Origin of the sequence: Brevibacillus sp. GCM10020057, assembly GCF_042683565.1 — a bacterium.
In the GTDB taxonomy this organism is placed as follows: Bacteria; Bacillota; Bacilli; order Brevibacillales; family Brevibacillaceae; genus Brevibacillus.
Genome location: NZ_JBHUJW010000012.1, coordinates 19,724 through 33,969 on the forward strand (window position 1 = coordinate 19,724; position 14,246 = coordinate 33,969).

At 55.4% G+C, this 14,246-nt stretch carries 13 protein-coding genes; 3 read left to right on the top strand and 10 right to left on the bottom strand.

Annotated elements, in window-relative coordinates; translation table 11 throughout:
* Window positions 1–47 precede the first annotated feature (47 nt).
* The 5 genes from ACFSO0_RS04590 to ACFSO0_RS04610 form a co-directional block, all read right to left on the bottom strand.
* The gene (locus tag ACFSO0_RS04590) at window positions 48–536 is read right to left on the bottom strand and encodes a hypothetical protein (protein WP_376877000.1); all 489 of its coding nucleotides are present in this window, start codon (window positions 534–536) and stop codon (window positions 48–50) included.
* A 149-nt stretch (window positions 537–685) separates the two neighbouring features.
* Complete coding sequence (locus ACFSO0_RS04595; RefSeq protein WP_376877003.1) at window positions 686–1,726, bottom strand: hypothetical protein; 1,041 nt, start codon at window positions 1,724–1,726, stop codon at window positions 686–688.
* A gap of 3 nt (window positions 1,727–1,729) precedes the next feature.
* Window positions 1,730–2,530, bottom strand: coding sequence for a 5'/3'-nucleotidase SurE (gene surE, locus ACFSO0_RS04600; RefSeq protein ID WP_376877006.1), 801 nt, complete (start codon window positions 2,528–2,530; stop codon window positions 1,730–1,732).
* A gap of 78 nt (window positions 2,531–2,608) precedes the next feature.
* Window positions 2,609–3,037 (bottom strand): tellurite resistance TerB family protein, encoded by a 429-nt coding sequence (locus ACFSO0_RS04605; protein WP_376877009.1) that lies wholly within the window; start codon window positions 3,035–3,037, stop codon window positions 2,609–2,611.
* Window positions 3,038–3,170: 133 nt separating this feature from the next.
* Complete coding sequence (locus ACFSO0_RS04610) at window positions 3,171–4,973, bottom strand: SgrR family transcriptional regulator (RefSeq protein ID WP_376877012.1); 1,803 nt, start codon at window positions 4,971–4,973, stop codon at window positions 3,171–3,173.
* A 137-nt stretch (window positions 4,974–5,110) separates the two neighbouring features.
* Between ACFSO0_RS04610 and ACFSO0_RS04615 the strand changes: the two genes are divergently transcribed.
* The gene (locus tag ACFSO0_RS04615) at window positions 5,111–6,343 is read left to right on the top strand and encodes an MDR family MFS transporter (RefSeq protein WP_376877015.1); all 1,233 of its coding nucleotides are present in this window, start codon (window positions 5,111–5,113) and stop codon (window positions 6,341–6,343) included.
* Between the two features lie 8 nt (window positions 6,344–6,351).
* Here ACFSO0_RS04615 and ACFSO0_RS04620 read toward each other — a convergent pair whose 3' ends face one another.
* The 5 genes from ACFSO0_RS04620 to ACFSO0_RS04640 all read right to left on the bottom strand — a co-directional run bounded on the left by ACFSO0_RS04620 (window position 6,352) and on the right by ACFSO0_RS04640 (window position 11,791).
* Window positions 6,352–7,149 (bottom strand): ABC transporter ATP-binding protein, encoded by a 798-nt coding sequence (locus ACFSO0_RS04620; RefSeq protein WP_376877018.1) that lies wholly within the window; start codon window positions 7,147–7,149, stop codon window positions 6,352–6,354.
* Complete coding sequence (locus ACFSO0_RS04625) at window positions 7,142–8,074, bottom strand: ABC transporter permease (RefSeq protein WP_376877021.1); 933 nt, start codon at window positions 8,072–8,074, stop codon at window positions 7,142–7,144. The genes ACFSO0_RS04620 and ACFSO0_RS04625 overlap by 8 nt, the downstream gene beginning before the upstream one ends.
* 28 nt (window positions 8,075–8,102) lie before the next feature.
* Window positions 8,103–9,143, bottom strand: a complete 1,041-nt coding sequence (locus ACFSO0_RS04630) for an ABC transporter substrate-binding protein (RefSeq protein WP_376877024.1) — start codon at window positions 9,141–9,143, stop codon at window positions 8,103–8,105.
* A gap of 89 nt (window positions 9,144–9,232) precedes the next feature.
* A complete protein-coding gene (locus ACFSO0_RS04635; RefSeq protein WP_376877027.1) occupies window positions 9,233–10,243 on the bottom strand; it encodes an ABC transporter substrate binding protein in 1,011 nt (336 codons plus the stop codon).
* A gap of 228 nt (window positions 10,244–10,471) precedes the next feature.
* A complete protein-coding gene (locus tag ACFSO0_RS04640; RefSeq protein WP_376877030.1) occupies window positions 10,472–11,791 on the bottom strand; it encodes a hemolysin family protein in 1,320 nt (439 codons plus the stop codon).
* Between the two features lie 141 nt (window positions 11,792–11,932).
* Here ACFSO0_RS04640 and ACFSO0_RS04645 point away from each other — a divergent pair, with 141 nt between their 5' ends.
* Complete coding sequence (locus ACFSO0_RS04645) at window positions 11,933–13,612, top strand: DNA repair helicase XPB (RefSeq protein ID WP_376877033.1); 1,680 nt, start codon at window positions 11,933–11,935, stop codon at window positions 13,610–13,612.
* Between the two features lie 52 nt (window positions 13,613–13,664).
* Window positions 13,665–14,234: an RNA polymerase sigma factor gene (locus tag ACFSO0_RS04650; RefSeq protein WP_376877036.1), complete on the top strand. Its 570-nt coding sequence runs from the start codon at window positions 13,665–13,667 to the stop codon at window positions 14,232–14,234.
* The last annotated feature ends 12 nt before the right edge of the window (window positions 14,235–14,246 follow it).

The following is a 14,246-nucleotide window of genomic DNA, read 5'->3' on the forward strand; positions in this document are numbered from 1 at the left end:
AAAAAAAGGCTCTCCCCGTAAAAGAGAGAGCGTTTGGTTCGGGGCGATCAGGCAGCCAGCATTTTCCCTGTTACAATTCCCAGGACGCTGCGAACGTATTCGCCGAGCCTGCCTGATCCGGGCTGGTAGGAAAAGCGGATCGTCAATTCGATATGCCCGATGTGACCTTCGGGCGGAATGTTCCAGAACAGGTCGACTTCTCCGTACAAAATTTCTTCAATGCGCATCTTTTTCGCTTCGATATCGACATTCGGATCATGCGACAGGGAAAATTTCATCATGACGGAAAAGGAATCCTTGACCGGCAACACTTCGTTGCGAAGATTCAGCTTGCCGTGGATAGCGACGACTCCAGACTCTCCCCAAAGCGTATACTCCAATAACGCCTGAAACTGTGGCTGGACTTGCAGTTCCAGGGCAGGCAACCCTCCCTCGATTGTCAGCGCATGACTCTCGGCCAGTTTTTCGATCTCCTCTTGAAAACGGTGAGCGCAGTCGGAAACGTATTGTAGTACATCGGGTTGAACAGCGTACATCGTTGTCACCTCTCCCAGCAGATTGTCTGTCCTACCTACTTCGGAATGGACTTTGTCGTATCCTTTGTTGAAAAATGACTTATTTACCCATATTTCATCGAAGTGAAAAAAATTCCTATGAAAAATCCGTTTTCACAATGTTGCAACAATCAGCGATACGGGCTTTGTTCCCCTGAAAACGCTTGCTGGTGCAGTTTTGCCAATCGAGCCTGTACCTGTTCATCCAGTTCCAATTGATAGAGACGGCCGTTTTCATAGCGCAGCAGCGGATACGCGCCCACCCGCAGTGGAACCACATCTTCGCAGCGGACAAACGCCGGCAAGATCATGAGGAAGCGTGCAAACGGATTCGCCTCGTCCTCCGATGTATGTACGACTTCAAACAAGCCGGTAAAAGGCGGGGTCACCACGAGCGACAAATATTCGCCCTCTTCGGCTGCCCAGACGGTGAACGCTGACCCCCGCACCTCGCTTCGCGCATGGCGGCGCATGACCCATACAGCCTGCTGCACCGTGCTCATCAAGAGGTGCTGTGCCTGTTCCTCGCCGTACTGCGCGAGCATGCGGCCGTAGTGCAGCACGAACGCCACGCCCTCCTCCTGCAGTACCTCGTCAGACAGAGACAATGCATGGATCGTCTCCGTCTCTTCCTCCCGCACCTGCGCTTCCGGCGGCAAAGCCTCAGCCTCCCCCGTGAACAGGGCATAAATCATGGCTTCTGCACGCTCGATCTCCTGACTGGAAAAGGTGATCGACTCGCTGTATATATGCGTCAGGCTCCTGGCCTCATAGGCGAGGTAGTGCAGGGTGACTGCCCCTTTTCGGAGAATGCGCTGAGCCAGATGCCGTTCCTCCGTTCGCCGGATGTCAAAGCTGAGCGGAAATCCGAGCGGCTGCAGCGGATCGGACAACGTCCAGATCACGACAAGGAGCTTGTTTTGATACGTCTTGAACTCGAGAGAGACGGCATCGCGCGTCTGCTCGCTGAACGCATCCACCGATTCAAAGACAAGGTACAGCTCCGCATCGCCCTTTCCATTCAGCCTGGCGAAGTAAGGAAGCCCTTCCTCGCCTGCCAACCGGTACAAATCGCGGAACCGCTCCGGGTCCAGCCGCTCGCCTGCCGTCTCCGCGCCCGGAGAAGCCAGCGCCGCATCCGGCTCGATGTGTGGCTCGTACGCTTCTGTCATCGTTTATCCCTCGCGTTTCCCCCATGATTTTACGAACGACCATTCGTCCATTTGCTTCAGCAATTCGCGGTCCGTAGCATCAATGTGCACCGGCGTGATGGCGATATAGCCGCGCTTGACCAGATCGTAATCGAGCGGCTCGGTCAAAGGCATGGCATCCGGATATTCCCGCATCAGGAGGTAGCCGTTGCCTTCCGGGCTGTACTTGTCTTCGTAATGATGCAGGGAGAGCGATGCCGGCAAGACGCCTTTGACCTCTGCCAACGGCACATGGGGAATGTTCACATTCCAGAACACCTGCCGGGGCAGCTCGTCCTTTTTCGCCCGTTCGCTGAATTCTTTCACGAGGGGCTGGATCATCTCGGCGACTTCCCCGTAATTGCCCTGGTCGTACCAGTTGTCGTAGGACAGCGCAATGCCGGGGACACCGAGAATGACTGCTTCCCTGGCGCCGCTGCACGTGCCGGAGTAGTAGATGTCTCGCCCCAGGTTGGTGCCTACGTTGATGCCGGAGAAGACGAGGTCGGGCTTTTTGTCCTCCTCGAACAAAAGGTGATACGCCGCTTTTACGCAGTCGGCGGGATTTCCGTTGATGGACCATGCTTTGACAGGAAGACCGTAGAAATCGTGCTCTTGCGGTTCCAATGCGCTGCGAAGGGTAACTCCATGGCCGACCCCGCTTTTTTCTTCCTGGGGCGCGACGACGAAAATTTCTGCCCCTTCCACTGTCAGCAATGCTTCGGCCAAACGCTTGATGCCAGGTGCATCAATGCCGTCATCGTTTGTAATCAAGATCCGCAACATCAGTTGTCCTCCTCTTTCGCTTGCATTCTCCTTATTGTACCAAAAAAGGCGAAAGGACCCCAATGTCTGGGGCCCTCCCTATTCTGCCACTATTTTGTTCCAGCGTTCCCGCCATTTGATGCCGTCCGTGATCCATTCCTCGACCTGCGCCTGTTTTTCCTGCGAGATGCCGATCAGGCAAGCGATCTTCCCGATGGCCTTCGATTCCGATGGAGACAGCTTGCGGTCGATGAGCGCGATATGGTAGAGCTTGCGCATGATCATCAGCTTTTCTGGCAGGGACAAGTCCATCAAATCTTCGACGATCACCTCGGGACGCTTTGGATAGTCCATGTCGTCCATCAAGATTTGCCTCTCCTTCAGCGTGAAATGCTCCGAATTCACCAGCTCATGAATGCGATTTACTTCTTTATTTCCTATATAACCATCCGCATGTCCAACGCAAATCATCAAGCGTATGGATGTGAACAGAATTTGTTTGTCCTTTTCGGTCTTTGTATTATACAACGCTTCTTTCCTCCTCCAAACCGTCTGCCCTGCCTAATACTCCTATGATGAAAAATAACGGCAAATCACTCTACGTCTCATTATACGGTGAAAAAGGAAAGCGGTTTCACCTAAAAATGTGACAAGTTTTCAGCTATACACGAACAAATGCCCGGGAAAAGTCAATCCAGCCAAACGCATCCATGGATATTCCTGACAGTCTGGGATGCGCGCGCATTTCCAGCCGGTTTGAATAGAGCGGAACAAACGTATGGCGAGCCTGCAGCGCCGCCAGCATGCTTTTCATTTGAGCCGAGCGTTCTGAATCTGTTCTTGCCCCCCGCAAGTCCATCGCCCTTTGCCTCATTTCCTTCTTTGCTTGTTCGTCAAGATGATGCCAAATACTCAACGCTTCGGCGAAGACGAACTCCAGCAGCGACAGCTCGAGCCGCTCGTCGACATTGGCGCTGTCCACGACCAGGTCCGCTGCCTGAAGCACCTGCGGCCGCGCCAGCTCCTCGGGGAGCGCATAGACGATCTCGACCGTTATTCCTGCTTTTGCGCAGCTCTCCCGTATCCACTCTGCGTCTTCTGCATGATCCGGATCGGGATATGTATACAAGAGCAGCGTTTCGCCCTCGTAGCCAACTCCTGACCACGATATGGCTGCCTCTTCGCCCCCAGGCTGATGTACCGAGCGGAGCGTGAGCAGCTCTCCCCACGCCTCCACGGGTTGTCTCGCCCCTTTCAGCTCTGCGCGCATTCGTTCCCCCTGGATCATAGATGCGAGGGCGGCGCGAAAGGCCGGCTGGCGCAGAGGACCGGGCTTGGCGCTGTTGAAGCTCACGTACTGAAAGCACTGCTCGCGGCGGGACAAGCCTCTCCAGGCAGTCCCCAGCCGCCCTGTTTCCTGCTCCCCGATCGCCGCTCGCACAAGCTGCAGTTCATCGTTCGCCGTGTCCACGTGCATCCCGCCGGGTACGCACCACAGCTCGACCCGATCGAGAAACGGGCGGCCTGCAAAATAAGGCTGAAACGCTTCGAGAGCGAGCATGGACGTATCGTTGCGAACGACTTTGAACGGCCCGGTTCCGATTGGCCAGGCGGCAAAAGCCTCACTGCTCTCCGTCACATACTCTCGCGGAACAATCGAGGCGTATTCCTTGCTCAAGGCGTGGAGAAAAAGCTGATCCGGCTCGTTCAATGCAACGGCGACCGCGTACTCATCGAGCGCGCGTACCGAGTGAATCGACTGGGCGAGCCAGCGGTGTCGAGACGGCTCCTTCGCCAAGCGTTGCAAGGAAAAGCAAACATCGTCTGCCGCAAGCTGCCGCCCATGATGAAACAACACTCCTTTTCGCAGCGTAAAGACCCACTCTTTGCCCAGCCTGTCGCATTCCCAAGCGAAGGCGAGTTGTCCGGTGATCGCACCTGTCTGCGGATCGAAGCGAACCAATGTATCGAAAATGTGTTTGGCCAAATGCGTCTGCGAACGCAAAACCGCGCGAACGGGATCGAGATCGGAGAAAGGGCGATCCACAAAGAAACGCAGCGTATCCATCCGGACTCCGTTGCCTTTTTCCCGCAGCCGGTGCAGCCCAAACTGGCTGGTCATCCACCGTGAATACGCCTCCCCCAAACCATGCCACTGCTCCCGGTAGGCATCGATCAGCTTCCGGGAGGCGTGGATCTCTCCTCTTTGCACGAGCTCTTTGGCAGCGGAGAGCACCAGTTCGTCAGGTGTGAGCAGGCACGTCAGCACCGAGCGATGTCCGCGCCCTCGCCCTGACTGCCAACGTATCCAGCCCTGGCTTTGCATCTTCTTCAAGGTCAAGGTCGCGTTTCGCTGGGTACAAAACAGCGCCTCGGCCACATCTGTGAGCGATATTTCCAGCGGTCGCCCGGCTTGGGCACGGCATCCCGCGTACAAGAGCACATATTGTTCAACCAGCTGCACAGCATTCACCACCGCTTCTTTCAAAAAACATGAAATCTTCGCAGGCATAATCGTACACTTTTTCTCTATCTTCCGCCAACGTACAATTTGTAGAACCTGCCCGCCTCCCCATATTCCAAAACGAAAGGAAGCGCCCCATGAAACTCACTGCTGACTCTCTCTCCCGGCTCATCGCTGCCCACCCGTCCGTTCTGTGGGTCAGACTGTTCGGCGAGACACTCACCTCCCTGTCCAGCGCGATGATCGCCCCGTTTCTGGTTCTGTACCTAAACGAACAAATCGGCGGTTCGATCTCCATGACCATGCTGGTCATCGGGCTGCAGCCGTTTTCCGAAATTTTGCTGACGCTCCTCGCTGGCGGTGTGACGGACCGCTTTTCGCGCAAGACCGTCATGCTCGTCGCTCTGCTGCTTCAATGTCTCGCGATGCTCGCCATGGCACAGGCCGACTCGCTGGCTGCCTTCGCCCTGCTCTACGTCGTCAACGGGGCAGGGCGTTCCTTGTTCATTCCCGCGAGCAGGGCCCATCTGGCAGACTCCATCCCCGCTGCGAAGATGGCCGGATCGTTTGCCCTGCTGAACACCGCCTGCAACGTCGGCAGTGCGCTCGGCCCGTTGGCAGGCGTGATGCTTTACCGTCAGGAGCCGTCTCTCGCCTTTTTGTGCACAGCCGCATCCCTCCTGCTCTATGCCGCAGTCGTCTGGCGGAAAATCCCCCTCGGACAGGCTGCAGCCGTGCAGGATAAGCAAAGTCCATCTTCTTCTGCCGCTGCCGCCCCAGGCTCCTGGCGTGCCATCCGTCCCGCTCTCGCCATCATGCTGCTGTCTTTGCCGATCAGCTTGTTCTACGCGCAGACGGAGACGAACCTGCAGCTCCATCTCAAGCACATATTCCCTGACTATTTGCAGACGCTGGCAACGCTCGCTTCTGTGAAAGGCGTGCTGCTCATCGTCCTGGAGTATTGGCTGGTCAAACGAACCCAGCATCTGCCCGCAAGGCTTCTCGTCAGCGGTGCGTACGTCTGCTTTGGCATCGTCGCGCTCGGCTATGCGTTCCTCGATACGCAGCCTGCCCTGATCGCCCTGCAGCTCGTCTGGGTCATCGGAGAGAGCATCGGCATTACTCAATGGCTCGCTTTCGTTTCACGGATCGCTCCCCCATCGATGCGCGGACGCTACTATGCCATTACAGGCACTCACTGGGATATCTCCCGCACATGCGGCCCCTATCTGGGCAGCCTCGTGCTCGTCCAGCTCGGCGGGGCCGTCCTGTTTGCTGCCGCCGCCGCGCTTCTGCTCATCGGCGGCTGGGCCATGCACGCCTTTTTGCGGAAAAAAGAACAAGCCTTCCCGCTGGAACAGGAAGGCTGATTCATCAATCAGGACAGCAGGAAGCGGTCTTCGCTGAAGCTCTCGCCGCCACGCGCCGTTTCAAAGGCACGGAGCAAATCTTGCGGCTTCATCGTACGCTTTTTCTCATCCGGAATATCGAGGATGATGCCGCCATCGTGCATCATGATCAGGCGGTTCCCCATGTTCAGGGCCTGCTCCATGTTGTGCGTTACCATGATGGTCGTCAGGTTGTGGCGCTGCACGATTTTCTCCGTCAGCTCCACAATCAGCTGCGCCCGTTTCGGGTCGAGCGCCGCCGTATGCTCGTCGAGAAGCAGAATCTTCGGCTCCGTGAAAGTCGCCATCAGGAGGCTGAGCGCCTGGCGTTGACCGCCGGAGAGGAAGCCGACTTTTGTCTTCAGGCGGTTCTCCAGCCCTTGGTCCAGTTGTTTCAACTGCTCGCGGAACAGCTCCCGCTTGTGGTTGTTGACCCCGAATGCGAGCGAGCGGCGCTGCCCTCTCGCCAACGCGATTGCCAGGTTTTCCTCGATCGTCATGTTCGGCGCCGTACCCGCCATCGGGTCCTGGAACACGCGGCCGATCAGGCTGGCGCGCTGATGTTCGCCCATCCGGGTCACATCTTTCCCGTCGATGGTAATCGTGCCCACGTCCGGCAACAAGCCGCCGGAGATGATGTTCATCATCGTGGACTTTCCGGCGCCGTTGCTGCCGATCACCGTGATGAAATCTCCCGGCTTGACGTGCAGATTCACATTGCGCAAGGCGATCTTTTCGTTGACCGTCCCTGCGTTGAACACTTTATTCACACCTGAAATTTTAAGCATCGCTGCTGCCTCCCTTCGCTGCGCGTCCCGGCTGTTTTTTCCAAATGCCCTTGGCAATAGTCGGAACAGTCAGGGCGACAATGACGATCAGGGCCGTAATCAGCTTCATGTCGGACGGGTTAAGTCCAGCCTGCAGGGCGAGCGCGATGACCAGACGATATACAATCGATCCGAGCACGACGGCGAGCGTCGCCCGGAAAATGGAGGAGCTGCCGAACAATACTTCCCCGACAATAACAGAAGCAAGACCGATCACAATCATCCCGATCCCCATGCCGACGTCCGCGAAGCCCTGATACTGGGCGACCCATGCCCCGGAGACAGCGACCAGCCCGTTGGACAAAGCCAGGCCGATAATCGTAGTCGTATCCGTGTTGACCCCGAAGCTGCGGATCATTTTCGGATTATCCCCGGTTGCACGCAGATCCAATCCCAGGTCAGTATGCAGGAACCAGTCGATCACCAGTTTGAGCACTAATACGCCTGCCAGGAACACTACAGACACACCGGTCAAAATCGTCAGACCGCCTATCGTCAAGTTGGGAATGCTCAAATCCTTGACGTAGGTGAACAGCGTATCTTCGCGCAGCAGCGGCAAGTTGGCCTTGCCCATGATGCGCAGGTTGATCGAGTAGAGCCCAATCATGGTAAGAATCCCGGCCAAAAGGGCGTTCACTTTTCCTTTGGTGTGCAGGACGCCGGTAAAGGCTCCTGCTACCGCGCCGACCAGAAAAGCCAGCAAGGTAGCCAGATACGGATTGGTCCCATCAATGATAAACTTCGCTGCGATCGCGCCCCCAAGGGCAAAGCTGCCGTCGACGGTCAGATCGGGTACGTTCAGAATGCGAAAGGTCAAATAGACGCCCAGGGCCAATATTCCGAACAAAAGTCCCTGCTCGATTGCCCCCATTATTGCCAGATTCATAGAAGAAGTCCTCCTGTTACTGCATGTATTACTCTACCACTTCTCCTGCGCGGTCGAGCATCGACTGCGGAATGGTCACTCCCATTTTCTCCGCTGCTTTCTTGTTCAATACTAGCTTCATGTCAGCTTGCGTCTCGACAGGCATGTCGCCCGGCTTCGCTTCGCCACTCAAGATTTTCACAGCCATGTCGGCAGTTTGCTCGCCCAGCTTGGTGTAGTCGATGCCGTATGTCGCGATGGCGCCGCTCTTCACGGAGTTTTCCTCACCGGCGATGACCGGAATTTTTTGCGCTTCGGCTACGCCGAGTACCGCTGCGATCGAGGAAACGACCATGTTGTCGGTCGGGATGTAGTACGCATCGACTTTGCCTACCATGGATTCAGCCGCTTGCTTCACTTCGGTTGCGCTCGTAATCGCCGCTTCCTGGATGGTCAGGCCCAGCTTGTCAGCGACAGCTTTGGCTGCATCCACTTGCACTTTGGAATTCACTTCGCCGGAGCTGTAAATGATTCCCACTGTTTTCGCATCCGCCTTCAATTCCTTGACGAGCTTCAACTGTTCTTCGACCGGGTTCATGTCGGATGTTCCGGTTACGTTGCCTTCCGGTTTTTCCATCGATTTGACCAGTCCCGCTTCCACCGGGTCGGTGACAGCCGTAAACAGAACCGGAATTTCCTTGCTCGTCTGCGCTTCCGCCTGGGCCGTCGGCGTTGCGATCGCCAGTACGAGGTCTACTTTGTCAGCCTCGAACTTCTGGGCGATGGAAATGGCCGTATCCATGCTGCCTTGTGCAGATTTCGTATCGATTTTGATTTGCTTGCCGTCTTCGTAGCCTTTTTTCGCCAATTCCGCAATGAAGCCTTCACGCGCAGCGTCCAGGGCTGGATGCTCCACGAACTGGGCGATGCCAATGGTCAGTTGCTTGTCAGCCGCAGGTGCTGCTGTCGATGGCTGGCCTTGGTCGTTGGCCGGAGTAGCGCTTTGCTGTCCACACGCGGTGACGGATAAAAGCAACAAAGGAAATAAAAAAGTCTGAATCATTTTCATTGTTTTTTTTTGCTTGAACATGTGCGAAATAACCCCCTCAAAAATTTTTTCTAATTTTAACACGAGTGAAATAAATTTTAAAGTAGAAAAAGAGAGCTTGAAGCTCCCTTTTACTTGATGATTTCTTTCGCCTGCTGTTTGAGCTCATCGGATATGGTCAAGCCAAACTTTGCGGCTGCCGTTTCATTGATGTACAGCTCGGCCTGCCTGGAAATTTCCACTGGCATATCCGCCGGCGATTGACCTTTCAGAACGCGCGCAGCCATTTCGCCCGTCTGTTTTCCCATGCCGTAGTAATCGATTCCGTAAGTAGCGATGGCTCCCCGTTTGACGGTGTCCGTATCGGAAGCAAAAACCGGAATCTTGCTCTGCTCGGCGGCACCCAGCACGGCTTCAAAGGAAGAGACGACCGTGTTGTCGATCGGGATGAACAGGGCGTCGGTCTTCGCCGTCAATCCCGTCGCTGCCAGCTGCACTTCGGACAGCTGCGAGATGCCTGCTTTGACGATTTCCACGCCTTCCTTGCTCGCTGCCTCTTCCAGATCCTTCACCTGCACCTCGGAGTTGACTTCGGAGGTCGTGTAGATCACGCCCAGCTTTTTTAAGTCAGGCAGGAATTTTTTAATCAATTGCAATTGTTGTTCCATGGATACTTTATCGGATGTACCCGTCACGTTGCCGCCTGGTTTTTCCAGATTGCTGACCAGCTGTGCCGACAGTGGATCTGTCACGGCACTGAATACGACGGGCTTGTCAGTAATCGCCTTGGCTGCTGCCTGTGCGGACGGCGTAGCGATGGCTACGACCAGGTCCTTTTGGTCACCAGCGTATTTTTGCGCGATGGAAACGGTATTGTTCATGTCGCCGTGGGCATTCTGATAGTCTACTTCGAGGTTCTTGCCTTCTTCAAAGCCGGAAGCCTTCAGTCCATCCAAAATCCCTTGGTGAATGGCGTCCAATGCCGGATGCTCCACAAATTGCGTCAACCCGAGCTTCACGATTTGCTTTTGCTCTGCGGGTTTTGCCGCGGTTGCCTCCGTCTTTCCATCTGTCTGATTGCCGCATGCGGCCAAAGAAAATGCCAGCAATGCGGTCAGTCCCATACTGACTGCTCGTCTCATCTCAACTTCCTCCTCTAGGCTCTGCTTTGCTACCTGCTTCTCATCTGCAAGCTGACTTGTCAACTTTGAATCATTATAGCACATGTTAGCTGGTTGAACAGGTTTTTTCATAACATTTTTGAGTGCTTTCATTTGTAGAAAATGCAGATTTTTCTTGCAATTTCACACAAGCTTCACTTCATATATGATTTGCGTGTATATAATCAGCATACAAAAAAGCGATGGACCCTACTTGGCATCCACCACTTCCTCCTCTGTTTGCCGTTTCTTTACGCTGACTCGGGTAATGCGGTAATGGTCGACCTCTTCGACGGTGAACAGGTAATTGCCGTGCTGAACGGAGTCGCCCACGCGCGGGGAATGGTCGAATTGCATGTAAATCCATCCGGCAAGCGTGTCTACTTCGCTGGATTCCAGGTCGATGTCGAGGTAGTCGCTGACTTCTTCCAGCAGCATGCGGCCGTCGAAGGAAAGCGTGTTGTCCTTGCGCTCGATCTCGGGACGCTCGTCGTCGAATTCGTCCTGGATGTCGCCGACGATCTCTTCCATGATGTCCTCCAATGTGACGAGCCCCGCCGTCCCGCCGTATTCGTCGATGATGATCGCAAGCTGACCGCGTTGTTTCTGCAGCATGGTCAACAGGCGGCTGATGGAGATCGTCTCCGGCACCGTCAGCACCGGGCGCATCAGCGTCTGCAGGTCGCGCTGCTCGCCTTCCAAAAGCCCTGTCAGCATGTCCTTGATGTGCAGGCTCCCCACCACGTGGTCCTTGTCCCCGTCCACGACGGGATAGCGCGTGAACCGGCCGTTTTGCACGAGCCTGACGTTTTCCTCGAACGGGTCGCGGATGTTCAGCACGAACATGTCTGTGCGCGGGACCATGATCTCCCGCGCCATTGTCTCGGAGAAGTCAAAAATGTTGTCCACCAGCATCATTTCCGTATTGTCGATCAGGCCGCTCTTGTGGCTCTCGTTGACGAGGATGCGGATTTCTTCCTCGGTGTGTACCTCCTGATGCGGCTCCATGGAAATGTGAAACAGGGCCAGAAAGCGTGCCGCCGACCAGTTCAGCAAGGCGATGAACGGATACATTATTTTGTGAAACCACATGATCGGTTTGGCGACAGTCAGCACGATCATCTCCGTCCGCTGAATCGCCAGCGTCTTCGGTGCCAGTTCCCCCATTACGATATGCAAAAAGGTAATGACCGAAAAAGCGATGATAAAGGAAATGCTGCTGGACACGGTCTCATTCAGGCCGAAGTAACGGAAAACCGGGTGCAATAGCTGCGCGACAGCCGGCTCCCCCAGCCAGCCCAAACCAAGAGAGGCGAGGGTAATCCCCAGCTGGCACGCCGACAGGTACGCGTCGAGATTGTGCAACAGCTTTTCCACGTTCTTTGCCCTGCCGTTCCCTTCCGCCACCAATTGGGCGATGCGCGATTCCCGCACTTTTACGACCGAGAATTCCGTCGCTACGAAAAAACCGTTGAAGAACACAAGGAGCACGACCATCCCCAAGTTGAACCAGGTCCACGCCAACGCCATGATCCTCCTTCCCTCGCGTCCGTACTTTGGGATATTGTTTCCCACCCCGGGATAAATGTTACCTGTCTGTTTTTCTTTCTTTTCCAGATTGTGATACCATGGTTCTGAATGTATATGTACATGGCTAATGAGGTGAGTCACTTGTCTTACCGTCCAGATTTGCCCATGATTGTGCAAAGTGACCGAACAATCCTGCTGGAGACGCAGCATCCGCTGTTTACGGAGGCGAGACAAGCCCTCCACAGCTTTGCCGAGCTGCTGAAAAGCCCCGAATACATGCACACGTACCGGATCACTCCCCTGTCGCTGTGGAATGCAGCCTCTGCGGGAATGACCTGCGAGCAAGTATTGGAGACGCTGGCCTCGTACAGTAAATACGGCGTTCCGCCCACGATCGTCCGGGAAATCGAAGAAACGATGTGCCGTTACGGGCGCATCCGGCTGGAAAAGTCAGGGGACGAGCTGCTGTTGACATGCGATGATAAATGCTTGCTGGCGGAGCTGACCGGGTACAAATCCATCGCAGCCCTGCTGGAGCCGTGCACGCGCGAAGATGGCAAGGTAATCAAGCCGTACGCCCGCGGGCTGATCAAGCAGGAGTTGATTCGCCTCGGTTATCCTGTCCAGGATCTCGCAGGCTACACGACCGGCGAAAGCTGTCCCGTCAGCTGGCGGGAAAACACGGCTTCCGGCCGCCCGTTTGCTTTGCGGCCGTATCAGGAGGAGGCCATCGACGCCTTCTACTCCAACGGAGCGGTCACCGGAGGGAGCGGCGTGCTTGTCCTGCCCTGCGGTGCCGGGAAGACCGTCATCGGCCTTGGCGCGATTTGCCAGCTGCAGACGGCGACCTTGATTCTGACGACCAACACGACCTCCGTGCGCCAGTGGATTTCCGAGCTGTTGGACAAAACCGGGCTGGACCCTGCCCTGGTCGGGGAATACACCGGTGATCGCAAGGAAGTCAAGCCTATCACTGTGGCAACTTACCAAATTTTGACATACCGCCCCGGCTCCGAAGATGACTTTCCTCACATGAAACTCTTTTCAGAGCGCGAATGGGGGCTTATTATTTACGATGAGGTTCATTTGCTTCCAGCTCCTGTCTTTCGCGTCACCTCCGGCATTCAGGCTACGCGGCGACTGGGGTTGACGGCTACGCTCGTGCGCGAAGACGGACGGGAGGAAGACGTCTTTACCCTGATCGGCCCGAAAAAATACGAAGTTTCCTGGAAAGCCATGGAGGAGCAGGGCTGGATTGCTGAGGCGCATTGTCGGGAAATACGCCTTCCCTTCGAGCCGAAATGGCGGGAGGCCTACGCCCGCGCTGCGACAAGGCAAAAGTTCCGCATCGCGGCCGAAAATCCACGCAAGCTGGAGGTTGTCCGCTCTTTGCTGGATCAGCACCCGCAGGATCAGGTCCTGATCATCGGCCAATATGTCGATCAGCTCGAACAGATGGCCAAGACACTGCAGCTGCCGCTCATCACAGGGAAAGTGCCGGAAAAAGAACGCGAGCGGCTGTATCAACAGTTCAAACAGGGGAAAATCAAGCGCCTCATCGTTTCCAAGGTTGCGAACTTCGCCGTGGATCTGCCGGACGCCAACGTGGCGATCCAGATCTCGGGAACGTTTGGCTCCCGTCAGGAGGAAGCGCAGCGGCTCGGACGGATTCTGCGTCCGAAGCCAGGTGATAACAAGGCGCATTTCTATACACTCGTGACACGGGATACGCGCGAGCAGGAGTTTTCTCTCCATCGCCAGCTATTTCTCGTTGAACAAGGCTATCCATACGACATTATAGAAATGGAAGCGCTGGTCTGAAACGTTTTATAAATACCAGCGTCTCATAGAGGGAAGGGAGGCCGGAGATTCAATGCAATCCGACGCCGAAATCATTCAGCGGATTCTTCAGGGCGACATCGAAGGGTATCGCGACCTCATCCAACGATACCAGCATATGATCTACGTTTTCATCTACAAGATGGTGAACAATCGCTCCGATGCGGAGGATCTCACGCAGGAAGTATTTGTCAAAGCGTACGAGAAACTGTCCACCTTTCGCGGCGACAGCCAGTTTTCCTCCTGGCTGCACACGCTCGCCCGAAACAAAAGCATTGATTTCTTGCGTCGCCGGAAGTATCACGACTCAGACGAGCAACTGGCCTTTGTGCCGTCCAATGCGAGAGACGAGTCTCCGCAGGAATCGCTCATGAACAAGGAGCAGCGTCGTGAAATTGAAGAAGCATTCGCACTCCTGTCGCATACCTATCGGGAAGTTATCGTGCTTCGTTGCACGCATGAATATCCGTTTGAAAAAATCGCTTCGCTCCTCGGTATTGCCGAGTCGACCGCCCGCGTCCGCTATTTGCGCGCTCGCCAGGAACTCGCAAAATTGTTAACCCGCAAGGAAGGGGGGCTCGTACATGAACTGCCAGGCATTTAGAAAAGCATGGTT

Bases quoted from the DNA above. Each gene is read 5' to 3' on its own strand.
- ACFSO0_RS04590 (WP_376877000.1), bottom strand. From the start codon at position 536: ATGTACGCTGTTCAACCCGATGTACTACAATACGTTTCCGACTGCGCT.
- ACFSO0_RS04595 (WP_376877003.1), bottom strand. From the start codon at position 1,726: ATGACAGAAGCGTACGAGCCACACATCGAGCCGGATGCGGCGCTGGCT.
- surE (WP_376877006.1), bottom strand. From the start codon at position 2,530: ATGTTGCGGATCTTGATTACAAACGATGACGGCATTGATGCACCTGGC.
- ACFSO0_RS04615 (WP_376877015.1), top strand. From the start codon at position 5,111: ATGAAACTCACTGCTGACTCTCTCTCCCGGCTCATCGCTGCCCACCCG.
- ACFSO0_RS04620 (WP_376877018.1), bottom strand. From the start codon at position 7,149: ATGCTTAAAATTTCAGGTGTGAATAAAGTGTTCAACGCAGGGACGGTC.
- ACFSO0_RS04625 (WP_376877021.1), bottom strand. From the start codon at position 8,074: ATGAATCTGGCAATAATGGGGGCAATCGAGCAGGGACTTTTGTTCGGA.
- ACFSO0_RS04630 (WP_376877024.1), bottom strand. From the start codon at position 9,143: ATGTTCAAGCAAAAAAAAACAATGAAAATGATTCAGACTTTTTTATTT.
- ACFSO0_RS04635 (WP_376877027.1), bottom strand. From the start codon at position 10,243: ATGAGACGAGCAGTCAGTATGGGACTGACCGCATTGCTGGCATTTTCT.
- ACFSO0_RS04640 (WP_376877030.1), bottom strand. From the start codon at position 11,791: ATGGCGTTGGCGTGGACCTGGTTCAACTTGGGGATGGTCGTGCTCCTT.
- ACFSO0_RS04650 (WP_376877036.1), top strand. From the start codon at position 13,665: ATGCAATCCGACGCCGAAATCATTCAGCGGATTCTTCAGGGCGACATC.